This is a genomic window from Nonomuraea jabiensis (genome assembly GCF_014204795.1).
Classification (GTDB): domain Bacteria; phylum Actinomycetota; class Actinomycetes; order Streptosporangiales; family Streptosporangiaceae; genus Nonomuraea; species Nonomuraea jabiensis.
Genome location: NZ_JACHMB010000001.1, coordinates 2,374,074 through 2,389,055, shown reverse-complemented (window position 1 = coordinate 2,389,055; position 14,982 = coordinate 2,374,074). Strand labels below are relative to the sequence as shown.

The following is a 14,982-nucleotide window of genomic DNA, read 5'->3' as shown; positions in this document are numbered from 1 at the left end:
GTGCTCGCACACTCGGGTGCGATATCAGGCGACGTGGCTGGATCTGCCCGCATTGGAACCGTCCCGGATGATCTCTCCGGTGAGGTTTCGGTTCGCCGCGGATCCGAGGAAGAGGATCAGCGCGGCCATGTCCTCCGCGGTGGACAGCCGGCGGGTGGGCGTGCGGGCCGCGATGGCGTCCAGCGCCTCCTGCGAGACCGGGCGCTCCCGCTCGGTCAGGGTGAGCCCGGCGACGGCCACGTTCACCAGGACGCCGTCCTTGCCGGCGTCCCAGGCCAGCGCGCGGGCCATGCCGTGCAGGGCCATCTTGGCGGTGCCGTACGCGCCCGGCCCCGGCAGCCCCTCCTCGCCCGCGCCCGACGAGACGAACACGATCCGCCCGAACCCCCTGCGCCGCATCCCCGGCAGCACGGCCTGCACGAGCAGCGCGTTGGCCACCACGTTGGCGTGCATGACCGCCGACCACTCGGCCGCGGGCACGCCCTCGAAAGGCACGCTGTTGGGCATGATGGTGCCCCAGCGGACGGCGTTGGCCACCAGGGCGTCCACCTCGCCCGCCTGCGCGACCGCGGGCGCGATGGTCGCGTGGTCCTCCAGGTCCAGGTGTACGGCCGCGGCCTGGCCGCCCTCCTCCTCGATCCGCTTGACGACCCCGGCCGCCCGGTCCGCGCCCGTGTTGTAGGTGATCGTGACGCGGGCCCCGGCCCTGGCGTACGCGAGCGCGGTGGCGGCGCCGATGCCCGACGAACCACCTGTGATCAGTACGTGCATGGAGACATCCCCTCATGGTTAATTAGCCGACTAATTAGCCAGCTAACTGGATGGCTCGCCCTGGTCGCAAGGGTGTTTCGCTGGGAGTGAAACGACTAATGGGGGATGGCGCGTACGAGCCGGGCCAGCAGGGTGCGCTCATCGGCGTCGAAACCGCGCAGGAGCTCCTCGTCCAGGCGCTTCCAGATGTCCTCCACCGGCTTCTGCAGCGCCTTGCCCGCGTCCGTGAGGTAGACGCGGGTCACCCGCGCCCGGCCGGGGTCGGGCGCGCGGCGGACCAGCCCGGCGCGCTCCAGGCGCTGGAGGGTCTTCGTGACGGTGGGCGGCTCGACGCCGAGCCTGGTGATGAGCTCGCCCTGGCAGAGGCCGTCCTGGCGCCACAGCTGGTTGAGCAGCAACTCCTGCCCGGCGTGCAGCCCGAGCGGGCCCAGCTCGGCGGCCAACTGGTTGCGGTGCGCCTTCATGACCTTGATCAGCGCGTACGTCAGGGTCTCCTCCAGCATGCCCCCATCTTGCCCGCCGCCTGCGGTTTTGGCGCATGGTGACCCAAGTATCGGAAGCCTTTTACCGTGTCGCGTGGTTTAGCCGACCCCCTCCGCGAAAGGGTGAAGTGTCCGGCAATTGAGCCGTCGGGGAGACGCATGACCACACCTGGGGACCCGAACGAGCCCCGCCCGGGCCAGGGCCCGCGCGAAGGCCGTCCGGAAGAGGAAGAGCCCGGCCGGCACGCGCCCGAATGGTGGCGCGACGGCGAGCCGGGGGAGGAGCGGCGGGAGCCCGCGCAGGAGGGCGAGGAGCCGATCGCTCCCGTGCCGCCCGTGGTGCCCCGGCCCGACGTGCCGCCCACGCACGAGCCCAGGCCGGGCGGCGAGCCGACCCATCCCGACCTGCCCACCTCACCCGAGACCCCGCCGCCCACGGGAGGCGACGCCGAGGCGACGCAGGCGTATCCGATCCCCGGCGCCACCCCGACCTACCCGGGCTGGGGAGCCCAGGGGGAGCCGCCGGCCAGGCCGGCGCCGTCCCGCTACGAGCAGGACGACCAGCGCCCCTACCCGCCACCGGACCAGGGACCGCCCAGCGGCGGCGCTCCCTACCCGGGCGGGTACGCCGCCCCGCCCCCGGGCCAGGAGCCGTCCGTCCCCGGCACGTCGCCCTCCAGCCCGTACGGCGGCCCGCCCGGCTACGGCCCGCCGCCCTACGGCGTCCCCTACCAGCAGGCCCAGCCGGGCAGCGGCCTGGCCACGGCGTCACTGGTGCTGGGCGTGGCCAGCCCCTTTCTGGTCTTCGTCTGCTTCACGGGCCTGATCACCGCCATCCTGTCGATCGTCTTCGGCTGCGTGGCGCTCGCCAAGCGAGTCGGCAAGGGCCGCGCCGTCGCCGGCATCGTGATCAGCGCGCTCTCGCTGGTGCTCTTCGCGATCGTGGCGATCTGGTTCTGGAACGTGGTGCAGGAGTGCGCCCACCTGCCCAGCCCGCTCGTGGACAAGTGCGTCCAGGACAAGTTTCCGTGGATGAGCGGCGGCAGCAGCTAGGAAGGCTGGAGCGGCAGGTGCTCTGACAGGTCCGCCCGCGACCCGCTGGCGGACACCAGGTTCTTGGCCATGGCCTCCGCCCAGGTGAGGCGGCCCAGGGCCAGCTCCATCCAGGTGCGGCCGTCCATCTCGACCACGTTCGGCGGCGTGCCCCGGGTGTGGCGGGGGCCCTCGATGGCCTGGACGGCGGCGTACGGCGGGACGCGTACCTCCACGGTCCTGCCGGGCGCGGCGGTCGCCAGGCGGTCGAGCAGGTAGCGCACCGCCTGCCTGGCCGCGGCGCGCTCCGGCTCCAGCCCCCGGTCGTAGGCGGCGAGCACGGCGGCCACGAGCGCGTCGGGCAACGACGACGCCGGACCGTCGTAGGCGGGCTCGTCGAGGGCGACGAGCTGGCCGTCGAGCGCGGCTCTCAGCTTTTCCTGATCCAGTTTGCGTGGTGGCACCCCACCATTGTCTCCCTGGCAGCGTTCATCGAGACGGAGGTCATCGTTCACCTCCGGTTTTGACAACGGCCGTAGCCTCCCCGCCGTACAACCGCGCACAAATATGGAGGATCTGTGGCGAACCGGAACGCGGGCGGGCGGCTGCTGCCGCTGATTTCCACCCCGCACAAGGGCGGTCGCTCCGCGATGACGTGTCAGTTCCGCTGCGGGAACGCGTGCGCGCATGACGTGGCGAACACCAGTGGCAACGCTTATTTCGGTGATGTGGTGAAGGAGGCGCTGTCGCGCCGCGGCGTGCTGCGCGCCGGCGCGCTCGGCGCCCTCGTGGCGGGCGCGGGGATCGCGGGGGCCGCGCCGGCCATGGCCGACGACCCCGAGGCGCAGGCCGCCGAGCTCGCCCGGGGCGGGCAGTCCGGCGACCTCCGCTTCACCCCGGTCGCGCCGAACAAGGACGACAAGCTGACCATCCCCGATGGCTACCGCTCGTCCGTGGTCGTGCGCTGGGGCGACCCCGTGCTGCCCGGCGCGCCGGCCTTCGATTTCGACAACCAGAGCGCCGACGCGCAGGCCGAGCAGTTCGGCTACAACTGCGACTACGTCACGCTCCTGCCGATGGGCCGTGACCGCGCCCTGCTGTGGGTGAACCACGAGTACACCAACGAGGCCCTGATGTTCCGCGGTTACACCGGCGGCGCCGCCGCGACCGAGGAGCAGATCAAGATCGCGCTGGCCGCGCACGGCGGCTCGGTCGTGGAGATCGAGCGGGCCGGCGCGGGCGAGTGGAAGCTGGTCACCAGGGGCCGCCGCCGCTACAACCGCCGCATCACCGCCCAGACCAAGATGAGGTTCTCGGGCCCCGCGGCCGGGAGCGACCTGCTGAAGACGGCCGCCGACCCCGAGGGCCGCAACCCCGTCGGCATGCTGAACAACTGCTCGGGCGGCACCACCCCCTGGGGCACCGTGCTGACCGCCGAGGAGAACTTCGACCAGTACTTCGTCAACGGCGACAAGGTGCCCGCGGAGCAGAAACCGTACATCACCCGCTACACCATCACCACCGGCACCCCGTCGGGCAACCGCCGGTTCGACCGGGTGGAGGAGCGCTTCGACCTGGCCAAGCACCCGCAGGAGGCCAACAGGTTCGGCTGGATCGTGGAGATCGACCCGTTCGACCCCGACTCCACGCCGATCAAGCGGACCGCGCTCGGGCGCTTCAAGCACGAGGCCGCCAACACCACGCTGGCCCGCGACGGCCGCCTGGTCGTGTACATGGGCGACGACTCGCGCTCCGAGTACATCTACAAGTTCGTCTCCAAGAACCGCTACATCCCCGGCTTCGACCGGCACAACCGGACGCTGCTGGACGAGGGCACCCTGTACGTGGCCAAGTTCACCGGCGACAGCCCCGCCTCCGAGATCGACGGGAGCGGCAAGCTGCCCTCCGACGGCGAGTTCGACGGCTCGGGCGAGTGGATCCCGCTGGTCTCGGGCGACAAGTCGTACGTGGACGGCATGACCGCCGTCGAGGTCCTGGTCTACACCCGCGTGGCCGCCGACAAGGTGGGCGCGACCAAGATGGACCGCCCGGAGGACATGGAGCGCAACCCGGTCACCGGCGCCGTGTACGTGGCGCTCACCAACAACACCAACCGCACCGCGGCCCAGGTGGACGAGGCCAACCCGCGCCCCTCGAACAAGCACGGCCACATCCTGGAGCTCGTCGAGAAGCGCAACGACGCGGGCGAGACGACGTTCGCCTGGTCGCTCCCGCTGGTCTGCGGCGACCCGAACGACCCCACCACCTACTTCGCCGGCTACGACAAGACCAAGGTCTCGCCGATCTCGTGCCCGGACAACGTGACGTTCGACCGTGACGGCAACCTGTGGATCTCCACGGACGGCAACCAGCTCGGCAGCAACGACGGCATGTTCGTGATGCCCGTACGCGGCAAGGAGCGCGGCCACCTGCGCCAGTTCCTCACCGTCCCGTTCGGCGCGGAGACCTGCGGCCCGCTGGTGACCGCCGACCAGCGCAGCGTCTTCGTCGCGGTGCAGCACCCCGGCGAGACCGACGGCGCGAACCCCGACAGCCCCAGCAGCCACTGGCCCGACGGCGACCAGCCGCGCCCGTCGGTCGCGGTGGTCTGGCACGGCCAGGGCAAGAAGATCGGCGCTTGACCTCAAGTTAACTTGAGGCAATACCGTTCCATGCCATGAGCATGGAGATGACCGCCTGGCACCAGCTGTATTCGATGAACAACCAGAAGGAGCGTCGCCCTGTCTCCAGGGCGACGCTCCGGCGTATCGGCGGGTTCGCGCGCCCGCACCGGCGGAAACTGGCGCTCTTCCTGGTGCTCAGCGTGGTGATGGCGGGCTTGGCGGTGGGGTCCCCGCTGCTCGCGGGGCGGGTGGTGGACGCCATCTTCAACAGCGAGCCGCTCGACGTGGTCGTGGTGGTGGCGCTCGCGATCGCGGGCCTGGCCCTCGCGGAGGCGGGGCTCGGGCTGCTCAACCGGTGGTTGTCGGCCGGCCTGGGCGAGGACCTGATCCTCGACCTGCGTACGGCCGTCTTCGACCACGTGCAGAAGATGCCCGTCGCGTTCTTCATGAGGACGCGCACCGGCGCGCTGGTCAGCCGCCTGAACAACGACGTGATCGGGGCGCAGCGGGCGTTCACCGACACCCTGTCCGGCGTGGCGGGCAACATCGTGACGCTCGCGCTGACGCTCATCGCCATGATCGGCATCTCCTGGCAGATCACGCTGCTCGCGCTCCTGCTGCTGCCGGTCTTCGTGCTGCCCGCCCGGCGGATGGGCACCCGGATCGCCAGGCTGCGGCGCGAGGCGGCCGACCACAACGCGGCCATGGGCACGCAGATGACCGAGCGCTTCTCGGCGCCCGGGGCGACGCTGGTCAAGCTGTTCGGCCGGCCCGCGCACGAGTCGGCCGAGTTCGCCCGCCGGGCCAGGCGGGTGCGCGACATCGGCGTGCGCTCCGCCATGACCCAGTCGGCCTTCGTCACCGCACTGACGCTGGTCTCGGCGCTGGCCCTGGCGCTCGTGTACGGCCTCGGCGGCTTCTACGCCCTGCGCGACCAGCTCGCGCCCGGCGCGCTCGTGTCGATGGCCATGCTGCTCACCCGCCTGTACGCGCCCCTGACCGCGCTCGCCAGCGCCCGCGTGGACGTCATGAGCGCGGTCGTCAGCTTCGAGCGCGTCTTCGAGGTGCTCGACCTCGAACCGCTCATCAAGGAGAAGCCCGGTGCCCGCGCGGTCCCGGAGGGCCCGGTCTCCGTCGAGTTCGACGACGTCCGCTTCGCCTACCCCTCGGCCGACAAGGTCTCGCTCGCCTCTCTGGAGGAGGTCGCCACGCTCGACTCTCGCGGCGGCGTCGAGGTGCTGCACGGCGTCTCGTTCCGGGCCGAGCCGGGCCAGATGGTGGCGCTGGTCGGCTCGTCCGGCGCGGGCAAGTCCACGATCGCCCAGCTCCTGCCCAGGCTGTACGACGTCGACTCCGGCGCCGTCCGGCTCGGCGGCGTGGACGTGCGCGACCTGACCGCCGACTCGCTGCGCGACACGCTCGGCATGGTCACCCAGGACGGCCACCTCTTCCACGACACGATCAGGGCGAACCTCCTGCTGGCCAGGCCCGAGGCGAGCGAGGACGACATCTGGGACGCCCTCACCAGGGCCAGGCTGGCCACCCTGATCGAGTCGCTGCCCGACGGGCTCGACACGGTCGTGGGGGAGCGCGGCTACCGCCTGTCGGGCGGCGAGCGCCAGCGGCTGACGATCGCCCGGCTGCTGCTGGCCAGGCCCCGCGTGGTCATCCTGGACGAGGCCACGGCGGCGCTCGACTCCACCTCCGAGGCGGCCGTGCAGGCGGCGCTCGGGGAGGCGCTCGAAGGCAGGACCGCCGTGGTGATCGCCCACCGGCTCTCCACGATCCGCGCCGCCGACCTCATCCTGGTGATCGAGGACGGGCGCGTGGTCGAGCGCGGCACGCATGCCGACCTGCTCGCCGCCGGCGGCCGCTACGAGGAGCTCTACCGCACTCAGTTCGACGAGCCCACGGTGGCGGCGGTCTGAGGCTCCTGCCGCGGCTCCTCACGACGAGTGATACGCAGCGAATAGAGCGCGACCGGGACCGCCACCAGCACCACGACGGCCGCGATGACCAGCGTGAACTGGTAGGCGTCCAGGAAGGCGAGCAGCGGCGCCCGGTCGCTGCCGCTCTGCCTGGCGCCCAGGATCGCCCCCAGCACGGTGATGCCGAGCAGCCCGAACACCTCGCGTGAGACGTTCAGGACGCCCGAGGCCACGCCCGCCCTGTCCCGGGGCATGCCGCCGAGGATCGCCGCCGTCAGGGGCACGAGCAGGCCGCCGCCCAGCCCGTACAGCACGAACCAGGGGGCCACGTCGGCGTAGCCGGCGTCGGCGCCGACCCCGGAGAGCAGGTAGATCGCCGCGCCCATGAGCACCATCCCCAGCGCCACCGCGGGGCCGATGCCGATGCGCGCGCTGATCCGCTGCGACAGGATCGCGACCACGGCCATGACCAGGGCCATCGGCACGAACGACGCGCCCGCCTGGGTGGGGGAGAAGCCGAGCACGTTCTGCAGCCACAGGGCGCTGAAGAAGTAGATCCCGAACACGCCGAACGACCAGATGCCGCTGGTGAGCAGCCCGCCGCTGAACACCCTGGACCTGAAGAGCGAGATCGCGATCATCGGCTCGGCGGCCCGCGCCTCGACCAGCACGAACGCCACGGCCGCCGCCGCGAACACGCCGAACGCGGCCAGGATCTCCGGCGAGGTCCACCCGGCGCTCGCCCCTTCGATGAGCGCATATGTCAGGGCGAACAGGGCGAGAGCGGAGGTGGCCAGGCCGGGCAGGTCGATCCGGTGCCGCACGCGGGTGAACGCGGGCCTGACCGCCCACATCCCCAGGCCGAACGTCACCACGCCGATCGGCACGTTGATCAGGTAGATCCAGCCCCAGTGCAGGTTCTGGCTGATGAAGCCGCCCGTGATCGGCCCGAGCGCCATGGAGAGCGCCCCCGCGGCGCTCCAGACGCCCACGGCCCTGCCGCGCTCGCCCGGGTCCGGGAAGATCTGGCTGATCAGCGTCAGCGCGGTGGGCGTGAGCAGCGCCGCCCCCACGCCCTGCACGGCCCGCGCGGCGATCAGCGTCGCGCCGGACGTGGCCAGCCCGGCCGCCAGCGAGGCCAGCGTGAAGACGGCCAGCCCGCCCAGGAACACCCTGCGGGCCCCGAACACGTCCGCGAGCCGGCCGCCGACCAGCATCAGGCCGGCGAAGACCAGGATGTACGAGCTCACGATCCATTCGAGACCCGAGATCGTCAGCCCGAGCTCCCGCTGGATCGTCGGCAACGCGACATTGCCGACGTTGTTGTCCAAGTAAGTCATGAATGTGCCCAAGGTCACCGCGACCAGCGCCCACCACCGCACGGACATCTCCTCCTATACGCCGTACTTGTACGTCGTATAGTTGAACTTGTACGGCGTATAGTTGTCAACCGTGATGGGAAAACTGACGGCGCAGGCGATCGCGGAGCGGGCCCTGGAGATCGGTGACGCCGAAGGGCTCGACACCGTGACGATCCGGCGCCTGGCCACGGACCTGGGCGTGACCCCGATGGCCCTCTACTGGCACTACAAGAACAAAGAGCAGCTGCTCGTCGGCATGGCCGACCACCTGATCGGCGGCTTCGCGCCCAAGCAGGCCGACGAGCGCCCGTGGCGGGAGCAGTTCCGCGACCTGATCGAGGGGCTGATCAGGACGCTGCGCGCGCATCCCTGCGCCAAGAGCGTGATCGAGCAGATCGACCCCGTCGAGGTGCCCAACTTCCTGGCCGTCTGGAACCAGGCGCTCGGCCTGGCCCGCAGCGCCGGGTTCGGCGTCGACGAGAGCTGCCTGATCAGCAAATACCTGCTGCAGAGCGCCATCGCCATCGCCGACGCCCCCGTACACGTCAAGACCGTCGCCCCGGAGGTGCTCAGGGCCAAGCTGGCGGGCCTGCGGTCGCTGTCCGAGGAGGCGTACCCGCACCTGGTCGAGATGGCCTCACCGCTGGTCAGGGGGACGGAGCCGGGGTTGTACGACACGTTCGGCGTCGATCTCGTGCTCGGCGGCATAGAGGCGCTCGCGCCCAAGGGTTAGAGTCTCGACCATGCCCTTCGAGCTGATCTGCGAGATCGAACCTCCCACCAAGCCCGATCTGAAGCACGTCAGGCACCAGATCGGCACCATGAGCAAGATCGCCCACTCGTTCCTCATCCCCGACAACCACATCGGGCGCGCGACGGTGTCGAGCGTGGCAGTGGCGCACGAGGTCGAGGCCATGGGCGGGCGCGGCATCGCCTGCCTCAACTCGCGCGACCGCAACTTGCTGGGCTTCCGCCGCGACCTGCTCACGGCGGCGGCCTACGGGGTGGACCAGTTCCTGTTCGTCTACGGCGACAAGCCCACGAGCGGCAACCGGACCAGCGACCTCACCGTGCGCTCGATGATCGAGGAGGCCCGGGAGTTCTCGCCCGGCATGCGGCTGGGCGCGGCGGCCTCGATGCGCTCGCTGCCCGCGTGGAAGCGCGCGGCCGACTTCCTGTTCCTGCAGGTCGGCTTCTCGCTGGAGGCGCAGCTGCGCTGGCGCGAGGCCCATCCCGTGGACGTGCCGGTCTACGCGGGCGTCATGGTGCTGGCCAGCGAGCGCCACGCCAGGATGCTGGCCGCCGCCATCCCCGACATCGACCTGCCGGAGGACCTGATCGCGAAGGTGGCCGCGGACCGCATGGCGGGCGTGGAGGCGGCCTGCGAGCAGGTGCTCGCCCTGCGCGACTCGGGCGCCTTCGACGGCGTCCACCTCATCCCGGTCTCCCGCTACCGCGACGTGGAGTCCAGGCTCGCCACCGCCCTCTGAGGGCGCGCCAGGGCCGCGAGCAGCGCGCCCGCGAGGGCCACGGCGAACAGCACGGCGTACGCGCGCTGGAAGCCGTCCATGAGCTGACCGACGGCGACCGGCGACAGCCTGGACAGCGTGCCCGCGTACACCTGGGCCCGCAGCCCGGGCCCCACGGAGGCGGTCAGGACGCTGAGCGACAGGCCGACGCTGATCACGATGCCGACATTCATGATCATGACCCGGAACCCGTTGACCACGCCCAGGCTGCCGGTCGGCAGCGCCCGCATGACCTGGGTGGTGTTGCCGGTCAGGAACGTTCCGCTGCCGCAGCCGGCCACGAACAGGCCGATCCCGATCACCCAGTACGGCGTGGCGGGATCGGCGGTCAGCATCAGCGTCCCGAGCCCGAGGGCGCTGAGCACCGCCCCGCCGATGGACAGCGCGTACGGCGACACCCGCCGCCCCAGCAGCCCCACGATCGGCGAGGCCAGCCCGATCCCGACGGGCACCGGCAGCACGCTCAGCCCCGCCGCGAACGCGTCCACCCCCCTGGCCGCCTGGAAGTAGAGAGCCACCACCAGGATCAGCGCCGAGCGGGCCAGGGCGTTGCAGAACGAGGCCAGATTCGCGTAGGCCAGCAGCCGCCCGCCGAACAGCCGCAGGTCCAGCACCGGGTTCGAGGAGCGCCGCTCGGCCAGCGCGATCAGCGGCAGCAGCACCAGGAAGATCGCCGCCCCCGCCAGCACCACGGGGCTGGTCAGCCCGGCCGAGCCCGCCTCCGACAGCGCCAGCAGGGCCGCCGTCAGCGCCGCGAACAGCAGCACGTTGCCCAGCGCGTCCACGGGCTCCTTCGGCCGCCTGGGCATCCTGCGCAGGATCACCGCCCCCACGGCCAGCGCGGCCAGCCCGGCGGGCACGTTCACCCAGAAGATCCACTGCCAGCCCGCGGTCTCCGCGATCAGCCCGCCCAGCGTGGGCCCGGCCAGCTGCGCCACCGACAGGGTGCCGATGTAGACGCCCATGCCCTGGCTCAGCCGGTCGGGCGGGAACGCGTCCGTGATGATGACCGTGCCGTTCGCCAGGATCATCGCCGCCCCGACCGCCTGCAGCACGCGCATCGCGATCAGGAACCACACGCCCGGCGACAGCCCGGCCAGCAGCGAGGCCACCGTGAAGATCGCGAACCCCGTCAGGTAGACCTCGCGCCTGCCCAGCAGGTCGGCCACCCGGCCGAAGAAGACCAGGCTCGCGGTGTTCACCAGCAGGAACGCCAGGAGGATCCACCCCGACTCCAGGGCGTCGGCGTGGAAGTGCCGCACGACCGTCGGGAGCGCGACGTTGAGCGTGCTGCCGGCGATGCCGATGAGCACCAGCCCCAGGCTGGTGACCGCGCAGACCTGCCAGGCGTAGCGTAAGCGGCTGGCGTCGGGAGGAATGACCGCGACCATGACCTCCACTATGACGTACGGCGTACGTACCGGATCTGGCGGGCGGGCTCTAGCGGGCTCTCTTGCGCAGGCCGTCGAGGTCGTGGATGACCACGCGCCGCCGCCCGGTCTCGATGAGCCCCCGGTCGCGCAGCGTGCGCAGCGCCTTGCTGACCGCCTCGCGGGAGGCGCCCGTCCAACCGGCCAGCTCGTCCTGCGACAGGGGCAGCGCCACGCGGACCCCGCTGTTGGTCTTCTCGCCGTACCGGTCGGCGAGTTCCAGCAGGCGCGTCGCGACCCGGCCCGTGGTGTCGAACGCGCCGTACTCGATGCGCTTCCTGTCCGCGTCCCGCAGCCGGCCGGTGACGAGCTGCATGAGCAGCACCGCGATGCGCCCGTGGGACTCCAGGAACGACGAGAAGTCCCGCACCACGATGCCCGAGATCGGCTCCAGCGCGGTCACCGTGGCCGAGCGGGGCGAGCCGTCGATGGCCGACATCTCCCCGAGCAGCGCGCCGGGGCCGCGCACGGCCAGCACCACCTCGGTGCCGGCGCTCGTGTGCGACGAGCACTTGACCCGGCCCTCCGTCAGCACGAGGACCCAGTCGGACGTGTCACCCTCGTTGATCACGGTGGTGCCGCGATCCCAGCGCCGCGGCCGGCCGGCCGCGCGCAGGGCCGCGACCTCCTCCTCGGTGAGCATGGACAGAAACTCGCCGGACTCTGGCTCCATGCGCCCGATTATGGCGGTACGGGAGTCACCCTTCTATTGCAAATCAGTCAGAACGTACGCGTTGACGGGCTCTTCCTTGCCCTTGAGGTTGAGCGGGCCCAGAGGGTTCACCGACGCGCCCCGCCCGAGCTGCCTGAGCGTCGTCTCCCCGATGACGACCGTGCCCGGCTCGGCGATGCCCTCGAGCCTGGCGGCCACGTTCACGCAGTCGCCCATCGCGTTGAATCCGCGCAGCTCCGGGCTGCCGATGTTGCCGACCAGCGCGGGACCGGTGTTGACGCCCACCCGGAACGTCGGCCACGGGACGTCGTCCACTCGCTTCCACGCCATCTCCTCGGCCACCTCGGCGGCGGCCCGCTGCATCTCCAGCGCGGCCTTGCAGGCGGCCCGCGCGTGGCCCGCCTGGGTGGCGGGCGCGTTGAACAGGGCCAGCAGCGCGTCGCCGACGAACTGCACGATCGTGCCGCCGTTGCTGAGGATGCAGGGGACGGCGGCCGTGTGGTAGCGGTTGAGCATCTCGACGATCTCGCCCGGCGTGACCTTCTCGGAGAACGTCGTGAAGCCCTTGAGGTCGGCGAAGAGCGCGGTCAGCTCCTTCAGCTCGCCGCCCAGCGCGGCCTGCGCCGGGTCGGCCAGCAGGGCGTTGGCCACGTCGGGCGACATGTACTGCCGGAAGAGCGTGTCGAGCTCCTGGTAGAGGCGGGCGTTCTCCAGGGAGATCGACAGCTGCCCGGCCAGCGTGGCGGCCAGCGCCTCGTCCTGCCGGGTGCGCCCGACGGGGACCTCCAGCACGCCCGCCAGGTGGCCCTTGACCGTCAGCGGGAAGGCCAGCAGGTTGTCGCGCTTGACGGGCTGGTTGCCGGCGAAGTCGTACTCGCGCGAGCCGATCTCCGTCCTGCCCTCCGCGACCAGGCCGATCTTCACGTCGCCGTACGCCTGCCGCACCCGGTCCAGGGCCGTGGCCAGGAGCTGGTCCTCGGGCAGGCCCACCCGGGTCTGGGCGCTCACCGCCACCAGGGCGGCCAGCCGCCCGGACAGCTCGCGCTCGCTGGCCAGCGCCTCACCTGCCCGGTCGAGCACGGCGACCTGGCTCTCGTTCAGCCGGAACTTGTCCGACAGCCGGGCCGCGGCCAGCGGCTCGCCCCGCCGTACGTGCTCGACCAACTCCTCAAGGGCCTTGTCGTAGTCCTGCTGGATGCGCCGCACGGTCGCCGCCAGCGTCACCGAGTCAAACAGGCCCGCGCTCGACCCCTCCCGCCTGAACTGCAGGTAGGCGCTGTAGGCCACGAAGACGAAGGCCAGCGTGAGCAGCAGGTGCCACTCCCACCAGGACAGATGCCAGTTGAGCTGCGACATCCCGGCGACCATGGCCTCGGCCAGCAGCGCGTACGCCGTGATCAGGCTGATCAGCATGGCCGACGGGCGCTTGCGGTGCAGCAGGAACATCATCACGCTCGCCGCGCCGTACAGCAGGACGCCGGGGACCGACATCCAGACCAGCCAGTCGACCGGGGACGCCAGCGGCGGCTCGCTGAGCCGCGTCAGCCCCGGCACCAGCGACGTGACGCCCCAGAGGACCATGAAGCCGAACAGCGTGGCGCGGATGAAGTGCTGGGCGTCCAGCACCTTCCTGGCCGCCGCCTCGCCCAGCGGCAGCGCCGAGGCGAACGCGAACGCCGCCGCGACGGAGAGCCCCACCTGCTGGCCCACGTCGAAGCCCAGCGAGCCGATCGGCAGGATGATCTGCGGCGTGGCCAGGCCGTGCATGAAGAAGAAGCCGGCGCTGCTCAGGAAGACCATGGACACGAGGAACAGCCGGGCATCCTGGCGCCGCCGCGACGCCTCGCTGATCATCACACCGAGGACCACGTTGATCCCGGCGACCGTGATGATCATCCAGAAGTGGCTGAGGTTGTGGTGCCACATGACGTTGAACAGGGGCTGGGCCAGGAGCACCCAGAGCCCTAGCAGCGGCAGCACCAGGTGGATGCCCCAGACCACGCCGCGCACGGGCTGGGTGGCGGGAGGCAGGTAGGGGGTTGGCACAGACCCGATTATCCACCGCACATCGAGGCCGCCAATGCGTCGTTTTACTCACCCGTGTCGCCAAATCCTGTCAATCTGGTCAGTAACCCTCCGTTTCGTGATGGATACGTTACGTAGTTCTTGTCACCTCTTGGAACGATTGAAACGTGAATCTCATGGAGAACATGAGCATCACTTGTTCGGAAGGACAGCCGTGGCTAACAAGATTCGCGGTGGGCGTGCGCTCACCCTCGCCGCCGTGGGGGCGCTGGCCGCCTCGCTCCTCACCGTCGGTGGCGTCGCCACCGCATCGTCGGCCGCCGGCGAGGTGCACGCCTGCGTGCACAAGAAGACGCGCTACGCCCGCATCGTCAACCCCACCACGAAGTGCCGGAAGACGGAGGAGCGGATCCTGATCGGCGGCGCCTCCCAGACGACGATCCAGCAGGGCGAGCAGGGGGCGCAGGGCGCGAAGGGCGAGACCGGCCCGGCCGGCCCCCAGGGCCCGAAGGGCGCGGACGGCAAGAACGGCAAGAACGGCCTCCCCGGCAAGGACGGCCTGCCTGGTAAGGACGGTAAGGACGGGCTGCCCGGCAAGGACGGCAAGGACGGGCTTCCTGGCAAGGACGGCCAGGACGGGAAGAACGGCCTGCCCGGCAAGGACGGTCAGGACGGCAAGAACGGCCTGCCCGGCAAGGACGGCAAGGACGGCAAGGACGGCGCGGACGGCCTGCCCGGCAAGCAGGGCGAGCGGGGCCCCCAGGGCCCGCAGGGTCCGAAGGGTGACCCCGGCGACGGCGCGGCCTACACCACCTACACCAGGACCGCGTCCCTGACCTCGACCGGCTCCACCACGGCCGGCTGCGACAAGGGCGGCATGGCGACCGGCGGCGGCTTCTCGTTCACCGCCCTCAAGAACGCCGTCGTCATGAGCAGCGCGCCCAGCGGCGGCGGCACCGGATGGACGGTGAGCGTGGCCAAGGACGACAACGGCTCCAACACCTACTCGTCCACCACCGACGAGAAGACCATCAGCAGCGGCAACCACGGCACCAGCGTCAGCGGCACCGTCTACGTCGTCTGCCTGGAACAGAAGAAGGCGTAACACGCGAAGAAGGGCCGGTACG

13 protein-coding genes are annotated in these 14,982 nt (G+C 71.0%); 6 read left to right on the top strand and 7 right to left on the bottom strand.

Annotated elements, in window-relative coordinates; all coding sequences use genetic code 11:
- Positions 1 to 24 precede the first annotated feature (24 nt).
- Positions 25 to 771 carry an SDR family NAD(P)-dependent oxidoreductase gene (locus tag HD596_RS10220; RefSeq protein WP_185069028.1) on the bottom strand — a complete coding sequence of 249 codons (747 nt, stop codon included), beginning with the start codon at positions 769 to 771 and terminating at the stop codon, positions 25 to 27.
- 95 nt (positions 772 to 866) lie between these two features.
- The gene (locus tag HD596_RS10215) at positions 867 to 1,274 is read right to left on the bottom strand and encodes a MarR family winged helix-turn-helix transcriptional regulator (protein WP_185069027.1); all 408 of its coding nucleotides are present in this window, start codon (positions 1,272 to 1,274) and stop codon (positions 867 to 869) included.
- 138 nt (positions 1,275 to 1,412) lie between these two features.
- On the opposite strand from HD596_RS10215, the gene HD596_RS10210 reads away from it, so the two are divergent.
- Positions 1,413 to 2,306, top strand: coding sequence for a DUF4190 domain-containing protein (locus HD596_RS10210; protein WP_185069026.1), 894 nt, complete (start codon positions 1,413 to 1,415; stop codon positions 2,304 to 2,306).
- Here the strand turns inward: HD596_RS10210 and HD596_RS10205 are convergent.
- On the bottom strand, positions 2,303 to 2,749 hold the full coding sequence (locus tag HD596_RS10205) for a sterol carrier family protein (RefSeq protein ID WP_185069025.1): 447 nt from the start codon (positions 2,747 to 2,749) through the stop codon (positions 2,303 to 2,305). The two genes, HD596_RS10210 and HD596_RS10205, sit on opposite strands and share 4 nt — an antisense overlap.
- A gap of 114 nt (positions 2,750 to 2,863) precedes the next feature.
- Between HD596_RS10205 and HD596_RS10200 the strand changes: the two genes are divergently transcribed.
- Together HD596_RS10200 and HD596_RS10195 are read left to right on the top strand one after the other, a co-directional pair.
- Positions 2,864 to 4,927, top strand: coding sequence for a PhoX family protein (locus tag HD596_RS10200; protein ID WP_313043476.1), 2,064 nt, complete (start codon positions 2,864 to 2,866; stop codon positions 4,925 to 4,927).
- A 35-nt stretch (positions 4,928 to 4,962) separates the two neighbouring features.
- Complete coding sequence (locus tag HD596_RS10195; RefSeq protein WP_185069024.1) at positions 4,963 to 6,837, top strand: ABC transporter ATP-binding protein; 1,875 nt, start codon at positions 4,963 to 4,965, stop codon at positions 6,835 to 6,837.
- Here the strand turns inward: HD596_RS10195 and HD596_RS10190 are convergent.
- Positions 6,804 to 8,225 (bottom strand): MFS transporter, encoded by a 1,422-nt coding sequence (locus HD596_RS10190; protein WP_185069023.1) that lies wholly within the window; start codon positions 8,223 to 8,225, stop codon positions 6,804 to 6,806. The genes HD596_RS10195 and HD596_RS10190 overlap by 34 nt on opposite strands.
- Positions 8,226 to 8,292: 67 nt before the next feature.
- On the opposite strand from HD596_RS10190, the gene HD596_RS10185 reads away from it, so the two are divergent.
- Both HD596_RS10185 and HD596_RS10180 read left to right on the top strand, forming a co-directional pair.
- Positions 8,293 to 8,931 (top strand): TetR/AcrR family transcriptional regulator, encoded by a 639-nt coding sequence (locus HD596_RS10185; protein ID WP_246555922.1) that lies wholly within the window; start codon positions 8,293 to 8,295, stop codon positions 8,929 to 8,931.
- A gap of 10 nt (positions 8,932 to 8,941) precedes the next feature.
- Complete coding sequence (locus HD596_RS10180; RefSeq protein WP_185069021.1) at positions 8,942 to 9,688, top strand: methylenetetrahydrofolate reductase; 747 nt, start codon at positions 8,942 to 8,944, stop codon at positions 9,686 to 9,688.
- Here the strand turns inward: HD596_RS10180 and HD596_RS10175 are convergent.
- The 3 genes from HD596_RS10175 to HD596_RS10165 are packed head-to-tail and all read right to left on the bottom strand — an operon-like array spanning position 9,649 to position 13,876.
- Positions 9,649 to 11,118, bottom strand: a complete 1,470-nt coding sequence (locus HD596_RS10175; RefSeq protein ID WP_185069020.1) for an MFS transporter — start codon at positions 11,116 to 11,118, stop codon at positions 9,649 to 9,651. The two genes, HD596_RS10180 and HD596_RS10175, sit on opposite strands and share 40 nt — an antisense overlap.
- Positions 11,119 to 11,167: 49 nt before the next feature.
- Complete coding sequence (locus HD596_RS10170) at positions 11,168 to 11,830, bottom strand: Crp/Fnr family transcriptional regulator (protein WP_185069019.1); 663 nt, start codon at positions 11,828 to 11,830, stop codon at positions 11,168 to 11,170.
- Between the two features lie 33 nt (positions 11,831 to 11,863).
- Positions 11,864 to 13,876: an adenylate/guanylate cyclase domain-containing protein gene (locus HD596_RS10165; protein WP_313043474.1), complete on the bottom strand. Its 2,013-nt coding sequence runs from the start codon at positions 13,874 to 13,876 to the stop codon at positions 11,864 to 11,866.
- Between the two features lie 193 nt (positions 13,877 to 14,069).
- On the opposite strand from HD596_RS10165, the gene HD596_RS60310 reads away from it, so the two are divergent.
- Positions 14,070 to 14,960: a collagen-like domain-containing protein gene (locus tag HD596_RS60310; protein WP_221519266.1), complete on the top strand. Its 891-nt coding sequence runs from the start codon at positions 14,070 to 14,072 to the stop codon at positions 14,958 to 14,960.
- The last annotated feature ends 22 nt before the right edge of the window (positions 14,961 to 14,982 follow it).

Coding starts and splice junctions, on each gene's coding strand:
- HD596_RS10220 (WP_185069028.1), bottom strand. CDS start 771: ATGCACGTACTGATCACAGGTGGTTCGTCGGGCATCGGCGCCGCCACC.
- HD596_RS10215 (WP_185069027.1), bottom strand. CDS start 1,274: ATGCTGGAGGAGACCCTGACGTACGCGCTGATCAAGGTCATGAAGGCG.
- HD596_RS10210 (WP_185069026.1), top strand. CDS start 1,413: ATGACCACACCTGGGGACCCGAACGAGCCCCGCCCGGGCCAGGGCCCG.
- HD596_RS10195 (WP_185069024.1), top strand. CDS start 4,963: ATGAGCATGGAGATGACCGCCTGGCACCAGCTGTATTCGATGAACAAC.
- HD596_RS10190 (WP_185069023.1), bottom strand. CDS start 8,225: ATGTCCGTGCGGTGGTGGGCGCTGGTCGCGGTGACCTTGGGCACATTC.
- HD596_RS10185 (WP_246555922.1), top strand. CDS start 8,293: ATGGGAAAACTGACGGCGCAGGCGATCGCGGAGCGGGCCCTGGAGATC.
- HD596_RS10180 (WP_185069021.1), top strand. CDS start 8,942: ATGCCCTTCGAGCTGATCTGCGAGATCGAACCTCCCACCAAGCCCGAT.
- HD596_RS10175 (WP_185069020.1), bottom strand. CDS start 11,118: ATGGTCGCGGTCATTCCTCCCGACGCCAGCCGCTTACGCTACGCCTGG.
- HD596_RS10170 (WP_185069019.1), bottom strand. CDS start 11,830: ATGGAGCCAGAGTCCGGCGAGTTTCTGTCCATGCTCACCGAGGAGGAG.